This window comes from Mesobacillus harenae, from assembly GCF_013343715.1.
Classification (GTDB): Bacteria; Bacillota; Bacilli; order Bacillales; family Cytobacillaceae; genus Mesobacillus_A; species Mesobacillus_A harenae.
On record NZ_JABUNR010000004.1, the window covers coordinates 1 to 23375 of the forward strand.

Annotated in this window: 22 protein-coding genes, 15 tRNA genes and 1 rRNA gene; 33 read left to right on the top strand and 5 right to left on the bottom strand. The window is 40.2% G+C overall.

The window, feature by feature from the left end:
• The first annotated feature begins 23 nt into the window (after window positions 1-23).
• From rrf to HRJ06_RS05810, 16 genes are all read left to right on the top strand, one after another.
• Window positions 24-139, top strand: a 5S ribosomal RNA gene (rrf, locus tag HRJ06_RS05735).
• 11 nt (window positions 140-150) lie between these two features.
• Window positions 151-225: transfer RNA gene (locus HRJ06_RS05740), tRNA-Asn, on the top strand.
• Window positions 226-231: 6 nt separating this feature from the next.
• A tRNA-Ser gene (locus HRJ06_RS05745) sits at window positions 232-322 on the top strand.
• 20 nt (window positions 323-342) lie between these two features.
• A tRNA-Glu gene (locus tag HRJ06_RS05750) sits at window positions 343-417 on the top strand.
• Between the two features lie 12 nt (window positions 418-429).
• A tRNA-Val gene (locus tag HRJ06_RS05755) sits at window positions 430-505 on the top strand.
• 163 nt (window positions 506-668) lie between these two features.
• Window positions 669-742: transfer RNA gene (locus HRJ06_RS05760), tRNA-Met, on the top strand.
• A gap of 3 nt (window positions 743-745) precedes the next feature.
• Window positions 746-821, top strand: a tRNA-Asp gene (locus HRJ06_RS05765).
• Between the two features lie 4 nt (window positions 822-825).
• A tRNA-Phe gene (locus HRJ06_RS05770) sits at window positions 826-901 on the top strand.
• 64 nt (window positions 902-965) lie between these two features.
• Window positions 966-1049: transfer RNA gene (locus tag HRJ06_RS05775), tRNA-Tyr, on the top strand.
• 7 nt (window positions 1050-1056) lie between these two features.
• Window positions 1057-1130: transfer RNA gene (locus tag HRJ06_RS05780), tRNA-Trp, on the top strand.
• 9 nt (window positions 1131-1139) lie between these two features.
• A tRNA-His gene (locus HRJ06_RS05785) sits at window positions 1140-1215 on the top strand.
• A gap of 52 nt (window positions 1216-1267) precedes the next feature.
• A tRNA-Gln gene (locus tag HRJ06_RS05790) sits at window positions 1268-1342 on the top strand.
• A 3-nt stretch (window positions 1343-1345) separates the two neighbouring features.
• A tRNA-Gly gene (locus tag HRJ06_RS05795) sits at window positions 1346-1420 on the top strand.
• A gap of 7 nt (window positions 1421-1427) precedes the next feature.
• Window positions 1428-1502 (top strand) — tRNA-Cys (locus HRJ06_RS05800).
• Window positions 1503-1622: 120 nt separating this feature from the next.
• Window positions 1623-1707, top strand: a tRNA-Leu gene (locus tag HRJ06_RS05805).
• Between the two features lie 14 nt (window positions 1708-1721).
• Window positions 1722-1795: transfer RNA gene (locus tag HRJ06_RS05810), tRNA-Gly, on the top strand.
• A gap of 306 nt (window positions 1796-2101) precedes the next feature.
• On the opposite strand, the gene HRJ06_RS05815 is transcribed toward HRJ06_RS05810, so the two are convergent.
• A complete protein-coding gene (locus HRJ06_RS05815) occupies window positions 2102-2770 on the bottom strand; it encodes a B3/B4 domain-containing protein (RefSeq protein WP_174730276.1) in 669 nt (222 codons plus the stop codon).
• A 100-nt stretch (window positions 2771-2870) separates the two neighbouring features.
• Here HRJ06_RS05815 and queG point away from each other — a divergent pair, with 100 nt between their 5' ends.
• From queG to HRJ06_RS05880, 13 genes are all read left to right on the top strand, one after another.
• Window positions 2871-4007: a tRNA epoxyqueuosine(34) reductase QueG gene (queG, locus tag HRJ06_RS05820; protein WP_174730279.1), complete on the top strand. Its 1137-nt coding sequence runs from the start codon at window positions 2871-2873 to the stop codon at window positions 4005-4007.
• A gap of 90 nt (window positions 4008-4097) precedes the next feature.
• Complete coding sequence (locus HRJ06_RS05825; RefSeq protein ID WP_174730282.1) at window positions 4098-4997, top strand: amidase domain-containing protein; 900 nt, start codon at window positions 4098-4100, stop codon at window positions 4995-4997.
• Window positions 4998-5093: 96 nt separating this feature from the next.
• On the top strand, window positions 5094-5567 hold the full coding sequence (trmL, locus tag HRJ06_RS05830) for a tRNA (uridine(34)/cytosine(34)/5-carboxymethylaminomethyluridine(34)-2'-O)-methyltransferase TrmL (RefSeq protein ID WP_174730286.1): 474 nt from the start codon (window positions 5094-5096) through the stop codon (window positions 5565-5567).
• Between the two features lie 62 nt (window positions 5568-5629).
• Entirely contained in the window at window positions 5630-6379 is a 750-nt protein-coding gene (gene nfsA, locus HRJ06_RS05835) for an oxygen-insensitive NADPH nitroreductase (RefSeq protein ID WP_174730289.1), read from the top strand.
• A gap of 368 nt (window positions 6380-6747) precedes the next feature.
• Window positions 6748-8643: a PrkA family serine protein kinase gene (locus HRJ06_RS05840; RefSeq protein WP_174730292.1), complete on the top strand. Its 1896-nt coding sequence runs from the start codon at window positions 6748-6750 to the stop codon at window positions 8641-8643.
• An 83-nt stretch (window positions 8644-8726) separates the two neighbouring features.
• Window positions 8727-8906, top strand: a complete 180-nt coding sequence (locus HRJ06_RS05845; protein ID WP_174730295.1) for a hypothetical protein — start codon at window positions 8727-8729, stop codon at window positions 8904-8906.
• Between the two features lie 219 nt (window positions 8907-9125).
• Window positions 9126-10295, top strand: a complete 1170-nt coding sequence (gene yhbH / locus HRJ06_RS05850; protein WP_174730298.1) for a sporulation protein YhbH — start codon at window positions 9126-9128, stop codon at window positions 10293-10295.
• A 357-nt stretch (window positions 10296-10652) separates the two neighbouring features.
• A complete protein-coding gene (locus HRJ06_RS05855) occupies window positions 10653-11243 on the top strand; it encodes a YdcF family protein (RefSeq protein ID WP_174730301.1) in 591 nt (196 codons plus the stop codon).
• Window positions 11244-11345: 102 nt separating this feature from the next.
• Window positions 11346-12170, top strand: a complete 825-nt coding sequence (locus tag HRJ06_RS05860) for a nucleotidyltransferase domain-containing protein (RefSeq protein ID WP_174730304.1) — start codon at window positions 11346-11348, stop codon at window positions 12168-12170.
• Between the two features lie 65 nt (window positions 12171-12235).
• The gene (locus tag HRJ06_RS05865; protein ID WP_174730308.1) at window positions 12236-13267 is read left to right on the top strand and encodes a glycosyltransferase; all 1032 of its coding nucleotides are present in this window, start codon (window positions 12236-12238) and stop codon (window positions 13265-13267) included.
• Between the two features lie 52 nt (window positions 13268-13319).
• The gene (locus tag HRJ06_RS05870; RefSeq protein ID WP_174730311.1) at window positions 13320-13889 is read left to right on the top strand and encodes a polysaccharide deacetylase family protein; all 570 of its coding nucleotides are present in this window, start codon (window positions 13320-13322) and stop codon (window positions 13887-13889) included.
• Window positions 13890-13995: 106 nt separating this feature from the next.
• Window positions 13996-14754, top strand: coding sequence for an NRDE family protein (locus HRJ06_RS05875; RefSeq protein WP_174730313.1), 759 nt, complete (start codon window positions 13996-13998; stop codon window positions 14752-14754).
• Between the two features lie 144 nt (window positions 14755-14898).
• On the top strand, window positions 14899-15582 hold the full coding sequence (locus HRJ06_RS05880; protein WP_174730316.1) for a SurA N-terminal domain-containing protein: 684 nt from the start codon (window positions 14899-14901) through the stop codon (window positions 15580-15582).
• 342 nt (window positions 15583-15924) lie between these two features.
• Here the strand turns inward: HRJ06_RS05880 and HRJ06_RS05885 are convergent, their stop codons facing one another.
• Window positions 15925-16407, bottom strand: a complete 483-nt coding sequence (locus HRJ06_RS05885) for an HIT family protein (protein ID WP_174730319.1) — start codon at window positions 16405-16407, stop codon at window positions 15925-15927.
• 700 nt (window positions 16408-17107) lie between these two features.
• Between HRJ06_RS05885 and HRJ06_RS05890 the strand changes: the two genes are divergently transcribed.
• Together HRJ06_RS05890 and HRJ06_RS05895 are read left to right on the top strand one after the other, a co-directional pair.
• Window positions 17108-17896, top strand: a complete 789-nt coding sequence (locus HRJ06_RS05890; RefSeq protein WP_174730322.1) for a TerC family protein — start codon at window positions 17108-17110, stop codon at window positions 17894-17896.
• A gap of 326 nt (window positions 17897-18222) precedes the next feature.
• A complete protein-coding gene (locus tag HRJ06_RS05895) occupies window positions 18223-18591 on the top strand; it encodes a DUF454 family protein (protein ID WP_174730325.1) in 369 nt (122 codons plus the stop codon).
• 72 nt (window positions 18592-18663) lie between these two features.
• Here HRJ06_RS05895 and HRJ06_RS05900 read toward each other — a convergent pair whose 3' ends face one another.
• Complete coding sequence (locus HRJ06_RS05900; protein ID WP_338421058.1) at window positions 18664-19053, bottom strand: sporulation protein; 390 nt, start codon at window positions 19051-19053, stop codon at window positions 18664-18666.
• An 830-nt stretch (window positions 19054-19883) separates the two neighbouring features.
• Between HRJ06_RS05900 and HRJ06_RS05905 the strand changes: the two genes are divergently transcribed.
• The gene (locus HRJ06_RS05905; protein WP_174730327.1) at window positions 19884-20729 is read left to right on the top strand and encodes a DegV family protein; all 846 of its coding nucleotides are present in this window, start codon (window positions 19884-19886) and stop codon (window positions 20727-20729) included.
• Window positions 20730-20953: 224 nt separating this feature from the next.
• A complete protein-coding gene (locus tag HRJ06_RS05910) occupies window positions 20954-21274 on the top strand; it encodes a hypothetical protein (RefSeq protein WP_174730330.1) in 321 nt (106 codons plus the stop codon).
• A gap of 707 nt (window positions 21275-21981) precedes the next feature.
• Here the strand turns inward: HRJ06_RS05910 and HRJ06_RS05915 are convergent.
• Both HRJ06_RS05915 and HRJ06_RS05920 read right to left on the bottom strand, forming a co-directional pair.
• Window positions 21982-22515 carry a D-glycero-alpha-D-manno-heptose-1,7-bisphosphate 7-phosphatase gene (locus HRJ06_RS05915; RefSeq protein WP_174730333.1) on the bottom strand — a complete coding sequence of 178 codons (534 nt, stop codon included), beginning with the start codon at window positions 22513-22515 and terminating at the stop codon, window positions 21982-21984.
• Window positions 22516-22595: 80 nt separating this feature from the next.
• A complete protein-coding gene (locus HRJ06_RS05920) occupies window positions 22596-23270 on the bottom strand; it encodes a DNA-3-methyladenine glycosylase (protein ID WP_174730336.1) in 675 nt (224 codons plus the stop codon).
• Between the last annotated feature and the right edge of the window lie 105 nt (window positions 23271-23375).

The following is a 23375-nucleotide window of genomic DNA, read 5'->3' on the forward strand; positions in this document are numbered from 1 at the left end:
TGAGGGAACAAACCTCAAAATAGTCTGGTGGCGATAGCGAGAAGGTCACACCCGTTCCCATACCGAACACGGAAGTTAAGCTTCTCAGCGCCGATGGTAGTTGGGGTTTTACCCCTGTGAGAGTAGGACGCTGCCAGGCTGTAATATCGTTCCGCAGTAGCTCAGTGGTAGAGCATTCGGCTGTTAACCGAACGGTCGTAGGTTCGAGTCCTACCTGCGGAGCCATTTTATGGAGAGCTGTCCGAGTGGCCGAAGGAGCACGATTGGAAATCGTGTATACGCTAACCGCGTATCAAGGGTTCAAATCCCTTGCTCTCCGCCATTACCTTTTCAAATTTGTATGGCCCCTTGGTCAAGCGGTTAAGACACCGCCCTTTCACGGCGGTAACACGGGTTCGAATCCCGTAGGGGTCACCATTTTCTTATTTCGGAGGATTAGCTCAGCTGGGAGAGCATCTGCCTTACAAGCAGAGGGTCGGCGGTTCGATCCCGTCATCCTCCACCATTTCTATATTATTCTTTTATCGTCGCGGGGTGGAGCAACAAGCGTTACTTCATAGAATTATCTGCGAGTTGTACCGATCGAACAGCAGCTTGAATAGGCTATATAAGATCGGGACAGTTAGTTGTTCACTATGAGCATAACAGTAACTTTTTATTAGTATCGTCGCGGGGTGGAGCAGTTCGGTAGCTCGTCGGGCTCATAACCCGAAGGTCGCAGGTTCAAATCCTGCCCCCGCAATATGGTCCCGTGGTGTAGCGGTTAACATGCCTGCCTGTCACGCAGGAGATCGCGGGTTCGATTCCCGTCGGGACCGCCATTTTGGCTCAGTAGCTCAGTCGGTAGAGCAAAGGACTGAAAATCCTTGTGTCGGCGGTTCGATTCCGTCCTGAGCCACCATTTTTAAATTAAAAAGGATTATTTCTAGAAATTTATTTTACGTAAGAAATGATCATGTTATAATGGAGGGGTAGCGAAGTGGCTAAACGCGGCGGACTGTAAATCCGCTCCTTCGGGTTCGGCAGTTCGAATCTGCCCCCCTCCACCATCATAATAGGGGTATAGTTTAAAGGTAGAACAGAGGTCTCCAAAACCTCCAGTGTGGGTTCAATTCCTACTACCCCTGCCAATGATTATGGCGATTGTGGCGAAGTGGTTAACGCATCGGATTGTGGTTCCGACATTCGTGGGTTCGATTCCCATCAGTCGCCCCATAAATCATAAACTTAGTGCGTCTTGTTTCTATAAGATCATGCGACTTTTCAATGGGCTATAGCCAAGCGGTAAGGCAACGGACTTTGACTCCGTCATGCGCAGGTTCAAATCCTGCTAGCCCAGCCATTCGCGGAAGTAGTTCAGTGGTAGAATACCACCTTGCCAAGGTGGGGGTCGCGGGTTCGAATCCCGTCTTCCGCTCCAATCTGTTGGCGGCATAGCCAAGTGGTAAGGCAAAGGTCTGCAAAACCTTTATTCACCGGTTCAAATCCGGTTGCCGCCTCCATATTTATCTAAAGCACCTGACCCTTTACATTGAGTATATGGAAACTGAAGATGCAAAAGTCTTCACTATCATAATAGGGCCTGCTACAGCTTTAATGTCCTAAGCTTTTCAGTTTAATATGCCGGTGTGGCGGAATTGGCAGACGCGCACGACTCAAAATCGTGTTCCTTCTGGAGTGTCGGTTCGACCCCGACCACCGGTACCATCTTTATATAGTATGCGGGTGTAGTTTAGTGGTAAAACCTCAGCCTTCCAAGCTGATGATGTGAGTTCGATTCTCATCACCCGCTCCATACATACCTTTGTTTATAACGCAGTGTTTCATTCTTATGAATGAAGTATTGCGTTTTTATTTTGGTATGAAAAAGCTGTTCTTTCTTTGAGGAAAAAAAGCATAAGCACTTTGAACTACCCCGACAAATCATAATGTGAAGCCGGCTGTTTAGCTTCGAAAAGCGCTGGAGGGCCAGAAGGTGAAGTCGTTCTATGACTTCATCAGCTGGACCGAAGCTACTCGAAGGTGTAGGCTCTGGAGCTAGACAGTAGCCAATGTTAAAAATGTTATACTTTCTTTATCTGAAATAAAAAGGATGCTGTCATTAGCACCCTTTAATATTAAATGAAGCCTCGCCACCATGAATTTGTGTGAACATATTCATCAACGATTCAGTCATTTTTATGTTATTCTCTGAACCATTTGAAGGTCTTAGGTAGATAATTTGAACTGCATTCTTTGTCTCTTCCGAAACAGAGGTCCGCTCTGAATCGACAAAAGGGCTGCCAAAAGGGCCATTCTTATCTGAAGATACAATTAAATTATGGAGCGAGTTTACGCGTCCATTTAACCCTGTATACTCTTCATGTTCTTCTCCAATCCTTATAATCGTATCTCCAGCCAGTGTGTCACGGTCATAAATTCCGATTGGTATCTGGTACTCTAGAGAGAAAAAGTTGTTTAAATCAATTGCACTATGTACAGGCTGAAGATAGTTTTTTCTTTTTATCCTTCTGAGTATTGCTTCTGCAGAATGACGATATCGATTGGGGTCCTTTCCGGTCTGTTTAAAAATTTGTCTCCATTCCTGTATACCGTCAAATTCGGTTATATTTTTGTCTAGAAGCTCAAAGTAAATGGATTCCTGGAATAGCTGCAGCCTGCCCTTTAGCATTTGTGGTGAACTTGCTATTTGAATGTCTTTATATTCAATTATTCCAATCGTGAATCCGGGAACCTTCCTGCAAAGTTCAGTAGATATGAGAATTTCCAACGATTCCACCTCCCAAAGTATTCAAAAATAGTTTATCATATAAACCGTGAAGATTTATAATTGGTGATTTTACATTAATATAATGGGAAGGAGGGATAGAGTGAACATTCATGAATTAAAAAAGGACATAGTTGAATACAGTAAAACAATCGGGATCGATAAAATTGGATTTGCTGCCCCCTCTGCTTTTACTGAAATGAAAAATAGGCTATATCGCCAACAGGATCTAAATTATCAGTCAGGCTTTGAAGAGCCAAATATTGAAAAGAGAACAAATCCTAAGCTTATATTTGAAAAACCACATTCAATTATTTCGATTGCACTTGCCTATCCCTCCAGAATGAAGGTTAGGGTTGAAAGTAAGAAAGGGGAGAGGAGAGGCATTTTTTGTCGTGCATCCTGGGGAACAGACTACCATGTTGTTTTAAAGGACCGTCTTAAAAAGCTAGAGGAATATATTATCTCAAAGGTGCCAGAAGCGAAGTTTAAATCAATGGTCGATACAGGTGAATTAGTCGACAGGGCTGTTGCACAACGAGCGGGCATAGGATGGAGCGGGAAAAACTGTGCGATTATAACTCCTGAGTTTGGATCATATGTTTACTTAGGAGAAATGATTACGAACCTGCCTTTTGAGCCTGATACACCTATTGAGGATGGCTGCGGCTCTTGTAATAAATGTGTTGAGGTTTGCCCAACCGGAGCCCTGATCCAGGGAGGTCAGCTTAATGCACAAAAGTGTATTGCTTTTCTTACCCAGACAAAGGGTTTCCTTGCTGATGAATACCGTGAGAAGCTAGGGAACCGGTTATATGGCTGCGATACCTGCCAAACCGTATGCCCTGAAAACAAGGGAAAGGATTTCCACTTTCATGATGAATTGGAGCCAGATCCAGAGATAGCGAAGCCGTTATTAAAACCAATGCTTCATATGAGCAATCGTGAATTTAAAGAAAAGTTCGGACATATTTCAGGATCCTGGAGAGGGAAAAAACCAATTCAGCGCAATGCTATTATTGCTTTAGCCCATTATAAGGATGATACCGCTGTGCCTGATTTAATTAAGGTTATGCAAGAAGACCCGCGTCCCGTGCTCAGAGGTACAGCTGCTTGGGCTCTCGGGAAGATTGGCGGGGAACCGGCAAAGGCGGCCTTATTAGCAGCTGAACAAAATGAAATTGATGGAGATGTTTTAAAAGAAGTACAGAAAGGTCTTGAGTACTACGAAATTTCTTAAGATATGAGCGGATGGAGTAATCCATCCGTTTTTTCTATGCCTTAAATAAAGCCCACTTTCATAAGAATGGTAAGAAAGGGGTGATTGCTGATGCGCAAACAACTTCAACACTTGCTTGAGGAACGGGTACAACAATGTGTTTCTGATAAACGGAACCCTGTCCATCATTGTAAAGTGATTGAACAAAAGAAGGAAAGTAATAGTAAAAGGTCTGCTGAAATAGTAAAAGCAAAAGCAATAGGGAAAATTAACTCTAAAATGGAGGGCGAAGAATTTACGGAGGTTTTTTATAGTGTACATTATCAATATTTGATTAAACAAAAAAATCAAATGTATATAGAGGAGGAAGTAGAAAAAAGAAAAGCTAAATTCTATAAAGGGGTTTTAGTTGAAGATTTTCATGTATATCCACAGAGCCTGGATTCATTAAAAACTACTTCAGAAGACCGAGAGGGAGGGGAAGAGCTAGAGGAAAGGCAATCGTATCGTTATGATCGGTTAAAGGCTGTTCGTTATGCCGAGAGATGGTGGAATGATTATAATCCTGCCTATAAGCAGTTTGATGTGGATTGTACCAACTATATTTCCCAGTGCCTTCATTCTGGGGGAGCCCCTATGCTAGGCTATCCGAATCGCAGTAAGGGATGGTGGATGAGAAGTGATAACTGGAGTTTCAGCTGGTCAGTTGCCAATTCAATGCGCTGGTATCTTCCAGGTGCAAAGACTGGTTTAAGGGCGAGGGAAGTCGGAAGTCCAGAAGAGTTGTTATTAGGGGATGTGATTTGTTACGACTTTCAGGGGGATGGACGGTTTGATCATACAACAATTGTTACGGGAAAGGACGGAAATGGGATGCCTCTCGTTAATGCTCACACAACAAATAGCAGGATGAGATATTGGGCGTATGAAGATTCCACTGCCTATACAACGAATATAAAGTATAAATTCCTAACTATTGTAGACGACCAAAAAGACGGCGCTAAAAAGTAATAATCGCCGTTCAGCCCAATATCAGAACAACCTGCTTGAAGGCCGGCGCCATAGTGGTATAATATCAGGTATAGTTTTTAAATGAGGTGAAAGTAAGTGTCAGTGCATGTAGTTTTATATCAGCCTGAAATTCCATCCAATACAGGAAATATAGCTCGTTCTTGTGCAGCAACTAATACAACTCTGCATTTAATTAGGCCGCTCGGCTTTTCCACAGATGATAAAATGCTGAAGAGAGCAGGACTTGATTATTGGGAACATGTTAATGTAATCTACCATGATTCCTTGGAAGACTTTTTTAAGAGCAACGAAGGTGGAGAGTATTTCTACCTTACCAAATATGGGGAGAAGACTTATACATCCTTTGATTACAGTCAGCCTGAAAAAAATTACTTTTTTATCTTTGGCAGGGAGACTACTGGTCTGCCTAAGGATCTTCGCGAAAAAAATAAAGACCGAAGTTTGAGAATTCCAATGACAGAGCATGTTCGCTCTCTCAACCTGTCCAATACAGCAGCGATTTTGATTTATGAGGCGCTTCGGCAGCAAAACTATCCGAACTTAAGGTAACTCAGCCTGAAGAAATTCAGGCTTTTTACATACTTTAATTTTTACCAAGGAGGGAGCATATAATGAATTCGACCATTGAAACAATGTTAAACCATCGGTCAATCAGAAGTTTTGATGATAAGCCTCTTACAGACGAACAAATCGAGGCAATTGTAAAGAGTGCTCAGGCTGCTTCCACATCAAGTTATGTTCAGGCTTATTCTATTATTGGTGTAACTGACAAAGAGAAAAAGCGACAGCTTGCTGAGGTCGCAGGGAACCAATCCTATGTTGAGGAAAATGGACATTTCTTCGTGTTTTGCGCTGACCTTTACCGTCACGAATTAATGGGCAGCTTCGAAGATAAAGATGTTATACCTGCGGTTGAAAGCACAGAAAAGTTTATGGTCGCACTCATTGATGCGTCACTAGCTGCGCAAAATGCAGCTATCGCAGCAGAGTCTTTAGGTTTAGGGATTTGCTACATCGGAGGGATTAGAAATAATCTTAATGAAGTGGCAAGCATTTTAGGGACACCGAATCGGGTGATTCCATTGTTTGGAATGGCAGTTGGTTATCCAGGAAATCATTCGAGCCAAAAGCCGCGACTGCCAATGGAGCATGTTTACCACCAAAATGTTTATCAGCAGGATGAAAAGCAGTATATAAACCAGCTTAAAGATTACAACGAAGTTATTTCTGCATATTATCAAGAACGGACCGGCGGAAAAAGGAATGATAGGTGGACAGAGCAAATAAGCCAAATGCTTGAAAAAAAATCAAGAATGTATATGAAAGAATTTGTTGAAAGCAAAAAGATGAATTTGAGGTAAAAATAAAGAAAAAGCTGCTGATAGCTATCAGCAGCTTTTATATTGGGGGCTCAAGGCTTCTCAATTACTTATTTTTCACGCCTGGCTTATCATCGTAACCACCAGTGAAGATAGCGGCCAGAAATGTGACAGATACTGCTAGAATTAATAGTAAACCCATTTATGTAAGCCTCCTTTTAACTGCAAATTATACATATAGAGTTATTATAGCCTATAAACTAAAAACTGTGAATGGATAGGCACAATAAATTTCAAAAAGGAGTAATATTGAAAAAGGACAATCCTTCTGTCACAGTTTACGCATGTTCAATTTCCCTCGTGCATAGATTATATTAATCGTCTCTGATAATGCTACGAGGGAGGTCCTTATGGATATATTAAAGAAAATTGAAATGTTCCGAGAGGAAGAGGCTAAGCTTAGATGGGAAGGGACGTTCGGGGAGTATTTAGAGATCGTAAAAGAACAGCCATGGGTAGCTCAATCAGCACATTCACGAGTTTATAATATGATCAGAGACGCGGGAATTGAGGATGACAAAGGTAAGAAAAGCTATTCTTTCTTCAGTCCACAGTTGTTTGGACTGGAAGAAGCCTTAGAACGCCTTGTTGAAGAGTATTTTCATCCAGCAGCCAAACGGCTTGATGTAAGAAAAAGGATTCTATTGTTAATGGGACCGGTCAGTGGAGGTAAATCGACACTCGTCACGATGTTAAAAAGAGGATTGGAAGCATATTCGCTTACAGACCGAGGGGCAATTTTCGGCATAAAAGGATGTCCAATGCACGAGGATCCGCTGCACTTAATTCCACAGAATTTACGTGGTGAATTTTATGATGAGTATGGAATAAGAATTGAAGGGAATTTATCTCCGCTAAACATGATGCGCCTAGAAAAAGAGTACGGGGGCCGCTTAGAGGATGTTCTTGTTGAAAGAGTCTTCTTTTCAGAGGATAAACGGGTTGGCATTGGTACATTTAGTCCGTCAGATCCTAAATCACAGGATATCGCTGATTTAACCGGCAGTATTGATTTCTCAACCATTGCCGAATTTGGATCTGAATCTGACCCGCGTGCCTACCGCTTTGATGGCGAGCTTAACAAGGCAAATCGGGGAATGATGGAGTTCCAAGAAATGCTGAAGTGTGACGAGAAATTCCTTTGGCACTTGCTTTCTTTAACCCAGGAAGGTAATTTTAAAGCTGGAAGGTTTGCGTTGATTTCTGCTGATGAACTAATCGTTGCGCATACAAATGAAACGGAATATCGGTCGTTTATCTCCAATAAAAAGAACGAAGCTTTACATTCTCGGATTATCGTTATGCCAATTCCTTATAACCTTAAAGTGACCCAAGAAGAAAAAATATACGAAAAAATGATTCAGGAAAGTGATGTGTCTGATGTACACATTGCTCCGCACACTTTAAAAGTAGCAGCAATGTTTTCTATTTTAACTCGTCTTAAGGAGCCGAAAAAGGGAGACATCGACCTTGTTAAAAAGATGCGTCTCTATGATGGCAAGAATGTGGAAGGGTACAACTCTGCGGATGTTGACGAGCTGAAAAAGGAATACCAGGATGAGGGAATGAGCGGGATTGATCCACGGTATGTGATCAACCGGATTTCTTCTACTATCATTCGCAAGGAAATTCCTTCACTTAATGCTCTTGATGTGCTTCGGTCACTGAAGGAAGGCTTGGATCAGCATCCTTCGATTACGAATGAGCTGCGTGAGCGTTATTTGAACTTTATTTCGCTGGCAAGAAAAGAATACGACGATATTGCTAAAAAAGAGGTCCAGAAAGCGTTTGTGTACTCTTATGAGGAATCAGCCAAAACGCTAATGGAAAACTATCTTGATAATGTAGAAGCCTATTGCAACAAAGCCAAAATGCGTGACCAATTAACAGGAGAAGAAATTAATCCAGATGAGAAATTAATGAGATCGATTGAAGAGCAGATTGGCATATCAGAGAATGCTAAAAAGGCCTTCCGTGAAGAAATTCTGATTAGGATTTCTGCCTATGCGAGAAAAGGAAAACGATTTGACTACAATTCACATGACCGGCTGAGAGAAGCTATTCAGAAAAAGTTATTTGCTGATTTAAAGGATGTAGTTAAAATTACAACATCGAGCAAAACACCTGATGAACAGCAGCTGAAAAAAGTAAATGAAGTAGTCGCCCGGTTAATTGACGAGCATGGCTATAATTCTACTTCCGCGAATGATTTACTTCGGTATGTGGGCAGTCTGTTAAATAGATAAAACACAAAGGACCTGGCATACCTCCAGGTCCTTTGTTTAGTTACTCATGGAAGGGGTATAAAGGTAGTCAGAGGTGATATAGAATGGATAAGAAGACGGAGTTTGATAAAGACTATGTTCCTAAAAATGGATCCATGGCACCGAATGAAAAAGACATGAAGAACCTCGGAAAACAAATGGAAAATCGGCGAACGAACAAAGAGTTAAAACAGGATTACGACAAGTATCCTGACCCGATCCAATATGATTCAAATAAAAAGTAGCCCTTGCAAAGAAGCAAGGGCTTCTGTTTTTTATAAAATACAAAATAGCGCAAAACCTGTCCATTTTAATAGACCTACATCTAATTGTCTAAATTATTTGTAAATTATTTCGCTTTCCCGCATAGGATAGAGTAATTACAGTTTCCCTTATCTATCCAAACACTCGGGATATCATATGCATGGAAATTGTAAATGTGAAAAAATTAAGGAGGGGTATAAATGACCGATGAAAATCATCATCAATTTGTAATTTCCCAGGAAGATTGGTCCCTCCACCGCAAAGGCCATGATGACCAGCAACGTCATCAGGAGAAAGTCCAGGACGCCATCCGAAATAATCTCCCTGATCTTATTACGGAAGAAAGCATTGTGATGTCTAACGGGCGAGAAGTTGTGAAAATACCAATTCGTTCTTTAGACGAGTATAAGATCCGCTATAACTATGATAAAAACAAACATGTTGGCCAGGGAGACGGAGAAAGTAAACTCGGCGACGTTGTAGCACGAGATGGGTCTAGCGGCAAAAAAGGACCTGGAAAAGGGCAAGGCGCTGGAGATCAGGCAGGCGAGGACTATTTTGAAGCTGAAGTTTCTATGATGGAGCTTGAAGAAGCTTTGTTTAAACAATTAGAACTGCCTAACCTGCAGCGTAAGGAACAGGAAGAACATTTGGTAGAAAATATTGAGTTTAATGATATTCGTAAGACAGGATTAATGGGGAACATTGATAAGAAAAGGACAATGATGTCAGCCTACAAACGAAATGCGATGACAGGGAAGCCTAGTTTTCATCCAATATATAAAGAGGACCTTAAATTTAAAACCTGGAATGAAGTCGTCAAGCCAGATTCCAAAGCAGTGGTGTTGGCGATGATGGATACGAGTGGCTCAATGGGACTTTGGGAGAAGTATATGGCACGCAGCTTTTTCTTCTGGATGACTAGGTTTTTGAGATCAAAATATGAAACAGTAGAAATTGAGTTTATAGCTCATCATACAGAAGCAAAGGTCGTTTCAGAGGAAGACTTCTTTTCGAAAGGTGAAAGCGGCGGGACGATATGTTCATCTGCCTACCGAAAAGCACTTGAGCTTATTGATGAAAAATACAGCCCGCGCAAATTTAATATTTACCCGTTTCACTTTTCGGATGGAGATAATTTAACATCAGACAATGCTCGCTGTGTGAAGCTGGTCGAAGAACTTATGAAGGTTTCCAACATGTTTGGTTATGGAGAAGTTAATCAGTATAACCGACACTCGACTCTAATGTCCGCGTATAAGAATGTCAAAGATGAGAAATTCCGCTATTACATCCTCAAGCAAAAAGCCGATGTATTCCATTCAATGAAAAGCTTTTTCAAGCAAGAAGAAAAAAAGCTTTATGCATAATTGAGAACCAGCCGTGGAGGCTGGTTTTCTCAATCGTTTAAGAAATCATAGAAATTACACTTTGTGAGAAATAGTGTACATCCGGATACGGGTGCCAGTGACTAGTATTTTCACCCGCTTCTTTACAAGACCGCGGTAACTCTTGTATTGAAGCTTTTGAGCAGGTGTTTAGGTCTTTTTGTCGAAATAACATTAGAATAAGGCCTTAGCGAAATGATTATGATTCCTATAATAAAAGCTCTAGGCGTTGGCAATTTAATTCATGCGTAAGTTAATTAACCTTGGTCAGGAAGTCTTAGCATTTATCTAGAAAGCAGTCAATTTAGTTTAAACTAATAACTTGGAAATGAGATTAAGATGAATAAGAAAAAAAGGATTTGGCTGCTGTGCAGTTTAGCTGTTTTGGGATTCCTGTATGTAGCTGCTCTACAATACAAGATCTCACAGCATTGGGAGTCGGAAGCACCCCAGAACGCGGATTATGTGATTATTCTTGGTGCCAGAGTCAAAGGGACTGTACCTTCCCTGGCGTTAAATAGCCGGATACAGGCGGCAGTTGAATATCTTGAAGAAAACGAAGAGGCAATTATCATTGCTTCGGGTGGAAGAGGTCCAGGAGAAGATATTTCCGAGGCGGAAGCAATTAAGAGGGAATTGATAAAGCAGGGAATTAATGAATCGCAAATTTTTTTAGAAGAAAAATCTACAGACACATATGAAAATATAAGAATGTCCAAGGCCTTAATATCTGATCATTCTCAAACAGGTATAGTCGTGACGAACACCTTTCATGTTTACCGCTCGGTCCAGATTGCTAAGGACGAAGGCTTAACTATTGCAGGCCTTTCAGCTGAAACTCCAAGTCAGGCTGTACCTAAGTCTTATATCCGAGAGTATATGGCCATTACTAAATACTATTTGATAAAATATCTTAACAGGAAGGAATAGACTGATTAGGCTTGTTAAAGGGAAAGATTCAAACAAGGAAGAAAATGATCAAATCGAAGCAAACTATGCAAAGCATCAATTTCGAGGAGATGAGCCAAGTGGATGAAAGAACATATAATTGAAGTTCTAAAACAAATTGAAAAAGACTATGAAGTGAAAATCCTGTTTGCATGTGAATCGGGAAGTCGAGCCTGGGGGTTCCCTTCAAAGGATAGTGATTTTGATGTAAGGTTCATCTACATACAGAAGGTTGACTGGTATCTTTCAATTGATCCAAAACGTGATGTGATTGAGATTCCCACCCGTGACTCGCTCTCCAGGCCGGTGCATGAGTTACTGGATGTAAGCGGCTGGGAACTTACAAAAGCACTAAGATTATTCCGAAAATCAAATCCGCCCTTACTCGAATGGATGCGATCAAACATCGTCTATTATAAATCTTATTCAACAATCGAAAAGATGAGTCAGCTGGCTTCAGAAGTATTTGTTCCTGCATCAGGCTTGTATCATTACCTCAATATGGCAAAAGGAAACTTTCGTGACTATTTGCAGGGACAAGAGGTGAAGGTTAAAAAATACTTTTACGTCTTGCGCCCGATCTTGGCTGCAAGGTGGATTGAGCAATTTAATACCATTCCTCCAATAGAATTTGATATTCTGTTAGATGAGCTGCTGCCCGAAGGAGAACTTAAAGAGCAGGTTCGAACTCTCCTAATTCGAAAAAAAGCAGGCGAGGAATTAGATCTGGAGCCGAAGATTGAAATCATTAATCAATTCCTTAACAAAGAAATCGAACGTATAGAAAAGTACGCCAAGATTGCAAAAGTCCATAATGCAGATCCTACAGAACAGCTTAACAGACTCTTTAGAGAAACCTTGAATGAGGTTTGGCGCTTGCCAGAGAAAGGAACTCTAAGTTTGTTATAGTTTTGGACCTATATCAAGACAACATGTATGGGCACGAATCAACCAAAGAAAGATAGGGTTCGCTGATGACTAAAAATATGAAAATTGCATTTTTTACACCGTTCATTAAACAAAATCGAGGAAATGCTACAACAGCAAAAAGAATTATAGCTGGACTACAGTCTGCACAGATTGAGGTAACCGTTTATGCATACGAGGAAGACAAACTTACAGCAGAGAAGGCAGCAGAGCTTCAGGCATGTTCTGTTTTTCATATTCTGCACATAACGAGATTTCTGCAGTGGAAGAGTGCCCACCAATTCGATCTGAATAAGCCGTACATCATTACGAATGGGGGCACAGATGTTAACCATGATTTGCTTAAAGTTAATGATGGCTCTCTGCTTGAATTTTTAGAGAGAGCCTCGGCGATATGTGTATTTACCGATGATGCGAAAAAAAAGATCTCAAATTTAATTGAGCACTCTAATATCGTTACTATTCCTCAGAGCGTGTGGTTTCCTGAAGAAACAACAAGTTTTCAGCCCCCAAGTAAAGACGGATATCCTAAGGTACTCTTGCCAGCAGGACTTCGAAAAGTAAAGGATGTCTTTTTCTTAGTTGAGGAATTAAGTAAATTAAGATCGATATATAGCAATATGAGGTTTGTTATCGCCGGAATCTTAATTGAAGCTGAGGTTTATGAAGAATTAATTCAATACCAACAGAAGTATCCATGGCTGTCTTTTTGTGAAGATATCCCTCTAGATGGAATGAAGAAAATGTATGAATGGGCTGATGTGGTTCTTAATACGTCTATTTCTGAAGGACAGGCTTCTTCTATTTTGGAGGCAATGAAAATCGGTTCTGTTGTATTTGCGCGGCGGAACCCGGGGAATGAAAGTGTAATAACGGACAATGTTAATGGCTTTCTTTTCTCAACGAAAGATGAATTCTTTCAAAAAATAAGAGCGCTATTAGAGAATCAGGCAAAACATCAGCAAGTTATTGAAAAAGCAAAGGATTATATAGAAAGTCACCATAGCCACAGCAGTGAAGTTCAAAGATACATTTCTGTGTACCGCCAATCTATAAGGGAGGCAAATTTCAATGACTAACCCATGAGTAGTGACTGAAAAGGTCGTGTACGATCTCGAAGATGATAGATGGATGAAAAATCTTATGAATCATAAGCCTGATGAGGGTAGAGTAGTGTTAACATTTGACGATGGACCAGGACGCCATTTAGCTGCCATTCTCGATATTTTAAAAGAGAAAGCGGTCCCTGCAGTTTTCTTTTGGAATACAAGACTTTTGTATGATCAAAGGCCGTGGAGACGAGTCATAGATGAGGGACACCTTATCGGTTCGCATTCCCATAAGCATGTTAATCTGACAAGTTTAAATCAGCAAAAGCAATATGATGAAATTAAAACAAGCATAGACAGGATAGAAAGTATTACTGGTCAAAGGGTGAGGTATTTTAGGCCTCCATTTGGCCAATTTAACGAAGATACGGTTGCTGTCTTGAAAAGCCTGGATTTAACACCTGTAATGTGGGAAATAACCTCATATGATTGGGAAAACAAAGCTGAACCGGGTAAGACGGTTTGCAATGTTATCGACCATGTGAAAGCTGGCTCAATCATCCTTCTGCATGAACTAGAACAGACAGTTGAAGTCCTTCCCGAACTGATCGATAGACTCAGAGAGGAAGGATATGATTTCACCTTAATTTAATAATCTTTAATGAATTTTGTGTTAAAGATATTACGCTATACTTGATGAAGGGCTGGCAAGGATTGAACTGCCTCTGATCCCTTCTTCATACTTGGGAGGGAAACCAATGTGCCTAGTCTTGTTTGCCTATAAGCTTCACCCCGAATATAAACTAATTGTTGCAGCAAACCGTGACGAATTTTATGGCAGGCCTACTGCACCTGCCCATTTCTGGCAAGATCAGCCTGAAATTCTTGCTGGGCGGGACTTGAACAAAATGGGCACATGGCTGGGTGTTACCACCACTGGTCGTTTTTCCGCGCTGACAAATTACCGTGATCCAAATGAAAAGTCTGAAGGAAAGCGATCTCGTGGAGAACTGGTCGCAGACTTTTTAAGAGGTGAACAGACCCCTTTCCAGTACATGGAAAGCGTGGCCGCTGATCGGGATCGCTACCCGGGGTATAATTTGTTAGCCGGAGATAATCAAGATCTTTACTACTATTCAAATATACAAAATCAAATCACAAAGGTTGAACCAGGAATTTATGGATTGAGCAATCACTTTTTAAATACTGAATGGCCTAAGGTGGAACAAGGAAGGAAAGGGTTATCAGAGATTGTAAAAGGCACTGAGGATGAAATGACCGAAAAGATCTTTAGCCTTTTGCAGGTTACAGATCCTGTCCCAGATGAAAACCTTCCACAAACAGGAGTATCGCTCGAATGGGAGCGAATTCTCTCCCCCATGTTCATTAGAGCCAATGGGTATGGTACAAGGAGCTCTGCAGTCTTAATGGCGACAGACGAGATTATTCAGTTTACCGAAATGGAGTATATTGACAACAGTGCAAATCGCCAACAATTCAAAGTACATATTGTATAGCCAAATTCTCCTTCAAAGTTAATTACGTTTTAGAGAAAACAGTCTACAGTAAAGTAACAATTCGATAACAATCTGGTAACAACAGAGCTGCACAACAACAATTATGTTACAATCAGGACTAGCTAGTGAAGGGGGAGAAACAGATTGAGTAAACGATTCTTATCCATTTTTATGGTGATTGGTATAAGTCTGCTCGTACTGGGTGCATGCAGCAACTCGGGCGAAAAGGGACAAGAGACAGAAGAAAACAAAGCTGTTGCAACTGTAAACGGGGAAGAAATTCCACGTTCCGAATATGAATCTCTTCTAAAAGATACTGAGGCGATGTATGCTCAGCAAGGAATAGATGTGGATAGCATGACTGAAGAGATGAAAGAGGAAATGTCCGTACAGGTAGTAGACCAGCTAGTTAATACAAGCTTATTGCTTCAAACTTCTCAAGCTGAAGGCATTGAGGTAGATGAAAAAAGTGTTGACGAAAGAATGGAACAAGTCAAAGGACAATTTGAGGACGAAGAAAAATACCAAGAGGCTTTAAAGGAGTCTAAGTTGGATGAAGAGACTCTGAGAAAGCAAGTCCAGGAAGATTTATTAATTACCCAATATATTGACACGAAGGTTGGGCAAATCGAAGTTTCAGAAAGTGAAGTTCAGACTGTATATGAACAATATAAAGAAATGGCCGAAAGTCAGAAGCAGGAAATTGGCGAGTTTGAAGAAATGAAAGCAGCGTTGGAACAGGAAGCAATTTCTGCTAAGAAACAAGAGAAAACAATCGAGATTATAGAAAAACTCCGTGAAAAAAACCAGATTGAGGTTTTGATTTAGTAATTGACCGTTAAGAAGAGTTGCCAGCTTTTTGCTGCTGGCATCTCAGACTGTAGACAAACTCAAAGAATTGAGTTTGCCTACGGTCTTTTTTATTTTAAAATTAGGATAGAATAACCAGTATAGTTGGATGTCCACTTCGGTGGACGCTTTCCCAGGCGTTCCCTCGCTACGATCAGTCCAGGGGAAAGACTGTCCCGCTTTTCCCTCCGTAGTCGCCACCCTCCGCTCCAATCCACTTTATTAAACTTATCAATAAATAATTACCTAGAGGTGACCAACTACGATAACCAAAAATCAGTCCAAACGTTACTTAACGGGCGCTTGCGTATTTGTCATTGCCTAATTTAATTCGGCTTTCAGAGAATGGATAGCATCTATTACCCTTTTAAAGTTTTCCTTATTATTCATGTTATTTCTGGCATGAAGGAGGACTGGACGGACAGATTCAACTGATCGCCCAAAAGAATTCATCCACTCATAACGAGGGAGCATCCAGGTATGGAAATGATGGGTTGTATCTTCGTTGTAAAAATAATATACATACTCGATTCCTAAAACTTCTCTTTGTACCTTTCTGATTTTTGCCATTAGATTTATATAATCTGATCTTTCGTTATCGTTTAACTCATCCAAGCACTTCAAATGTCTCTTGGAGGCGACAATTACCAAACCTTCTATTGGATAGGCGACATCCTGATGAGCATGAAAAAATTGTGTTTCGGTGATGACTCCGCCGTCAGGAGCTATAACACCGTTTACCAAAGCGCAGCTAAGACATTCAACTTCAACACTTTGCCCATTTGCTAGAGTGATTTTTCTCATATATTCCTCCATGGAGCTTTTTATTTTATTTTCATGGTATCATATTATCTCGTACTTGTTCATTCATGCTCAGAGGCTGGCTGTCTAACCATATAAACTGGAGGGGCATCCGGACTGCTATCGAGTGTGCCCAGTTAAATGGATATATCAAACTAAATTACTGCGTAAAGGTTACAGTGCCGCTTTAGACAGCTCGAATTATCTGTAATTGCCCAGGCTATATCAAATGCTGGAATTAAACAATTAAATCTCCCAGAGGATACTAGAATTTACTTACCTTCATCCTTAGATTTAAAAACAAATAGGAAACCTAATAGCTGTATCAAGTTTTTTTTGTTGACAATCATATCGTATCCTCATAAGATTAAAATATCTTATGTAGCGTTCCTAAAGGGGAGTAGCTTTTACAGCAAAGTCGTCATTCCGGAGTTTATCTCTCGGCTTTGTTGGCAACATTCGTTGTTAGCAAGACCTTTACCAGCTGGTAGAGGTCTTCTAGTTTTAAGGGCCTTTGCTGTTATTCAGTAAAGGCTCTTTTAATTGCTAATCCGCAGACCGGTCGCTCCCATGAGAAGGGGAAAATTAGATAAATGATTGGACACGGATAGGTATTAGGGAAATATTGAGAGAATGACAAGCTGCCATTTATCGAATTTTAACAGTAAGACATTAATTCTTTCTAAGGTGAGGAGGACTTTTCATGGAAATAGGAATATTATTAGAATATGGTTGGGTTTTGCTGGTGCTTATCGTATTGGAGGGGCTGCTTGCTGCAGATAATGCCCTTGTTTTGGCGATAATGGTTAAAAACCTGCCTGAAGAACAAAGAAAAAAGGCGTTATTTTACGGTCTTGCCGGTGCGTTTGTATTTAGATTTGCTTCCCTGTTCGCTATATCTTTCCTAGTCGATGTCTGGCAGGTACAGGCTATCGGTGCGCTATATTTGTTGTTTATGGCTATTAATCATATAGTCAGAAAGTTAATTAAACACAAACCTGAAAAAATAGAAGGCCATACTGGGATAGACAAAAAAGAACTAAAGCAGGCGGGCTTTTGGACAACTGTATTAAAAGTAGAACTTGCAGATATCGCGTTTGCTGTTGATTCAATTTTGGCCGCTGTTGCACTTGCTGTAGTGCTTCCTAATACCCCGCTTCCGAATATTGGGGGATTGGACGGAGGGAAATTCCTCGTTATCTTCGCAGGAGGTTTCATTGGGCTGGTTATTATGAGATTCGCGGCTAACTTTTTCGTTAGGTTATTAGAGGAAAAGCCTGGCTTAGAAATTGCTGCTTTTATGATTGTCGGCTGGGTAGGGGTAAAGCTTGCTGTGTATACCCTTTCCCACCCAGAACTGGCTGTTCTTCCGGAAGAATTTGCACATTCAACTGCCTGGAAAGTGACTTTCTATGTTGTATTGGTATCAATCGCAGTTGGAGGCTGGTTTTTATCTAAAGAAAAGAATGTTGCTCGAGAAGAGGGACTTTAATCATTATAAGGACCTTCACCACTATGGTGAAGGTCCTTATTTTCAATGCGCTGGGTGCCCAATCTTTGTCCTGGGGATTACAAGGCCAATCCAAGGGAGACCCAACCTGAGCCTTTTACCGCCGAAGGTTGTTAAAAACTGGGGAACTGGCAAGTGTAACATAGCCATTTGTTATCCGGAATGGTCCTATGTATTGTCACTGGTTTAATGCTTTTCAATCTCAGATTTTTTTGCTATGCTTCACTAGCATACAAAAGGACGGCAGCTTAAATAGAATGAACTTCAGGAAATATAGGACGTGTACATAGGGGAGGTGGTGTTTTTTTGTGAGCTATGCGGTTAAAGCAGTTTTCATTATCATTGGTACTATTTCTATTTTATTGGGCATTTTAGGCATTATAGTTCCACTCCTTCCAACCACTCCTTTTCTACTGCTGGGTGCAGCCTGTTATGTTAGGGGATCTGAAAAGCTGTATCTTCTGCTCATAAAGAATAAGTGGCTTGGGGGATATATAGAGGACTTTCGGGTTCGAAAGGGCATATCACAAAAAAATAAAATCCTAAGCCTTTCTGTGCTATGGGTATCTGTTGGAAGTTCTCTATTCTTTGTGATAACAAGCGGTGTTGCAGCAGTCTTTCTTGTCATTATTGCAGCTGCGGTCAGCGCTTATCTTCTTTCATTTAAAACGCTCTAAGGAAAAGAAAAAGCTGCCAGTGTCTCCTGGCAGCTCTTTTTGTCGTTTAAGAAATATTGTATTTACTATTTACTACGCTGCTTTGATAATAATTTCATCTAGATCAACGCTCTTTATACCGTCTTCAAAAATAAGCTTTGTTTTAAATTTATAAGATCGTTCTTTATTAGAAGGATATATCGATTCTGGAAGCTGAAAAGAAAAGGTAATTGTATTTGATTCCTGTGACCGGATTAACTTTGAGGTTAATATTGTTGATGTTTCAACAGTTGTTTCCGACTCCAAATCGTGATCAATACATACAAGATCGCATTCAATTCGTTTCATCTTCTGCTCAAAAAGGCCTCCATTTATTAAAAATCTCCCTTTAATGCTTTCTCCGGGAACGTATTGTTCTTTGTTAAGCAAGAGATCAATTTTGGCTGAACCTATACCTAACCGGCACATGTATTTTTTTAGCACTGGTTATTCCCCCCTGAAGCTGCAGTAAAAGTAGAATGTAGCTGCATCTGTACATAAAGTATTTCTCTGGACGTAAATAAGAATGCCATAAAGGTAGCATTTTGTACAGAGGCTTACTGAAAAAAATTATGAAGAAGGCTGACCTGAGTTTTGAGGATTTTATTGTCTAAAGGCTTGTAAAGGTTCCGTCCACTTATAAAATTATCATTTTTAAGCCCAGTGGTAACAAGAAGCAGGATTTTCTGATTTTGAAAAGCATTCTCACGTGATTAAATTAAGGATACATACCCGTAGGATATCCCCATAAAATAATTGGTTTTATGGATATACCCTCCAAATTTGGCTAGTAAATACAATGTTCCCTTCTCTAACTAAAAAAAAACTTATAAGGAAAATTACTATAAGTTTGTAGCCTAATTGTAACAAAATGTTCATTTTTTTCTGTTTTCAAATGGATTTAAGATTAAAACATACTATATGATGGAATAAGAATACTATGGTACGAATTGACGGGGTACGATTTGCGCTTTTTGTTCATCATTAGACCCTAGCGACCAATATACTTAGCCCATCCACCTAAACAAGCCAGCATTGTAAATTTCTCTCTTTATGTTTACTATGCAGTCGATGTGCCCCAGGCCATCGACGCTAAACGGGCGCTTACGGGATTTGTAATAGGTAATGAAAAGTTAAATGACTAAGAGGTTAATCTTCGCGGAACGAGCATTTGTTTGCTTGTCCGAAGGTGCTTACGCTTTCAAAAAGATAATGGCAGACAAAATAGCATATGCTATAATCACTTTAACTCAATATTAGAATAGGGGATATATATGACACTTCAAAATGATATTGCTTGGATTACAGACAGTACAGCTTCACTTTCAGAAGAGTTCATAAAAAATAATCACATATATGTTGTTCCTTTAAGTATCATTTTTGGTGAAAAGTCTTTCCGAGAAGGAATTGATATAAAGGAAGAAAGTTTTTATCAAATGCTGGCAGAATCTAAACAGCTCCCAAAAACTTCACAGCCGGCTATTGGCGAGTTTGTGGAATTGTTTAAGGAGTTGAAAGAAAAGTACAAGCATGCTATTGCCGTTCATGCATCCAGCTCCCTGACTGGGACATATCAAGGGTCTCTTACTGCTTCCAGTATGGTTGAATATGATGTAGATGTCATTGACTCTAAAATTGGCTCTTACCCACTAGGACGAATGGTTGAAAGAGGAATAGAGCTTCAGAAACAGGGTAAAACATACGAAGAAATCGTATCTTATCTAAGGACACTGCCTGACAAAGCTCGATTAGTCATGTCACCAGGCAGTCTTGAACAGCTCCACAAGGGAGGAAGGCTTTCAACCACGCAAGTTTTTATTGGAAGCTTGATCAAATTAAAGCTTATTGTTCAATTTGATGATGGAAAAGTAGTGCTTTTTGATAAAATAAGAACTGAAAAAAAGGTAAAGGAACGTTTATTTAATATCTTTAAAGAAGCTTCCCACCTTGTAAAAGAGGCTAGCGTGATCCACGCTAATATAAAAGAAACGGCAGAGGAATGGCGCAGCGAACTGCAGACCTTGTATCCGCATATTTCTTTTACGACTACGATGTTCAGCCCTGTCCCTGGAACTCATACTGGTCAAGGAACCATTGGCCTCGCCTGGATAAATGAATAAGTGTACTTATTAAAGTCTAGCTAACTTATTAATAAGTGATTATGTTAAAAATCTACCCAGCAGAACGAAAACAAACGAACCCAGCTATTATAATGATGGCTGGGTTTTTCTATGGACAGAATTCTGTCAAAAAGATATGAAGATTGCGTGACACAAATGGCAAGAGGCCTTCAGTATGTTTCAAATACACTATAATGATGATGTATAACAAATGGAGGTGCCTTATGAACGTGCTAACTATCGTGGAACTGGAAAACCGGGAAGTTGAAGAAATGTCAGGTGCTAAGCTAGTTTTCATTCAGGAACAAATAGATTCTAATATTATTGAAACTTGTGTTGAATGCTTTAAATATGAAGGATCTGATGAATGTATCCCAACAGAAGACGCCATGCAGACGGTATTTAACAAATTGAAGGAAAACGGGACTATACCTGCACATATAAAGGACTTTTCCTATGAAATGCCATCGTGCGAAAGATTAAAAAAAGCTGTTTATGATGATGCAGACATGCCGCAAAAGGTAGTTTTCTCTTTCGTTTTCTAAAAAATGTATTTGAATCTCCAATACCTGCCCTTCTTTTAAGCTTTCTGCCGTTTTCATGAAGAGAATTTCAGCCTTAGGATTTAACAGTTATACTGAAAAATGAAAATAAACATTGATTAGTGATTCTGTTGTGAAGGACAAAATACGAATTCGTATAGAAAATTTGCACCTGAGTTAAAAAGCAAATTGGTAAGTAAATTAATAAAGAAAATGCTTGGAGATATATGCTCCAAGCATTTTTTATGCAATCTTATGGAAGGTAAGCATCCAAGATAGTCTTATTACGATTCATAATTCCTGCTCTACCCCAACCATAAAAAAGCGAATTCTCACTGACCAGAGGAGGGAATCTGCATGGTTGATAAATAAGCGGAGAAATTCCTCTTATTTAGAAAAAGCATGAAAAATAGCTTAAATAGAGGGAAAGGTTCCGCCTATTTGCTCCAAAAACATGAAAATCGATCATTTTGTTTTACTTAACGGGAAAACTTCCGCTTATAACCCAGAACCGAGCTCTATCCTGCAGTATAACGGAGAATTCTCCGCTTATTTTATAGATCACTGGTTACTGAATTAAGGATAAGCATAGCAATTAGCATATAAACTCTACGATGACAAAGATTCATGCCCAATAGACTGCTAATTGGTGTGCTAATCATTTTTCTATTCGAAAACCGAACCCGTTAGTCATCATTTCGATCAGCGTTTTATTTTTGGATACCAACCATATCTATGATAAATGGGACAGCGGCTAAGAGAGAGTCGGCGGAAGCATCAGCTGCTGATTCATCTGTTCCGATAAAAACTGTCTTGCAGCCAGCCTTTTTTCCTGCTTCAATATCCCGCTCATGATCGCCAACCATTACACTTCCGCTAAGATTAATATCATAACGCTTTGCTAGGTCAATTAGCATACCAGCATTCGGCTTACGGCATTCGCAGCCTGCTTTGGGTTTATGAGGACAGTAAACAATTTCTTTAATCTTACCCCCGCTCTGTCCCAGAAGTGATGACAAGCGATCATGAATTTTCAGCAGGTTTTTTTCCTTTAAAAAGCCAAGACCCACACCGCCCTGGTTGGTGACTATAAAGATATCGCAGCCAGTTTCGCTAAGGATTGCCACCGCTTCAGCAGCCCCCTCTAATAGATAAAGTTCTTCAGGCCGATTAACAAATTTAACACGGCTTGTTAAAACCTCATTCAACACACCGTCCCGATCGAGAAAAATAGCATTATTCAAGGTTGCAGCTTCCTCCAGTCATTTAGATTTCTGTCCTAAGCCAGGAACATGTTTAGGATTCTCTTGTTATTATTGGCTTTCTAGGTTTTTCTAAAACTGCCAGTTTTCTCATCCCAATGAAGAATTGCATCAGCCTGTTTATGTCTCGAAACGAAAGAATTGTCTGTGAGCCAAAAACGCCATGGATAATTAACCGCTTCTCCTGAATTTTCAATACCAATACGCTTACCTTGGGAAATGGACTGAGGCTTAAAACCTGCTGTTATATAAAGAGGTGGCTTTGTAAATGCGCGCCCGTAGTCTGTCATATTTATGCCCAAAGCCCTAGTCAGCTTGCCAGGACCGTTTGTAAGGCTTTTTAAATCAGAAATACCTCTGCGCTGCTTCATAAGATCAATTCCGGCTAAAGGTTCTAAAGCTCGGATGAGAACTGCTTCAGGGTGATTTTTAAACCCGCTTACAACATTTACGAGACAGTGGGTATGCATTAAATAGGTATAGGACATTCCCGCGTTTTGGAACATAACTTCCGTTCGTTTTGTCCGCCTGTTATTGAAGCTGTGTGCAGCCTGATCCTCAGGCCCAATATAGGCTTCTGTTTCAACGATAATCCCTGAAGTAAGACCTGCTTCTGTCTCTTTTACAAGCACAGTGCCTAGGAGAACCTGGGCGAGATCTAATGTAGGCAACAGATAACATTCCTCTGGAATCGGGTTGGAACCTAATTCCCTATTTTCTTTATTAGTATCTTTCATAATCTTCCCCCTTAAAACAGATCCAGTAATGGTTTACCCTATTTTCAAGAATGAAATTGCAAAATGGTCCATTTTTGTTTTAATTGGAGCTGTTAAGTATAATTA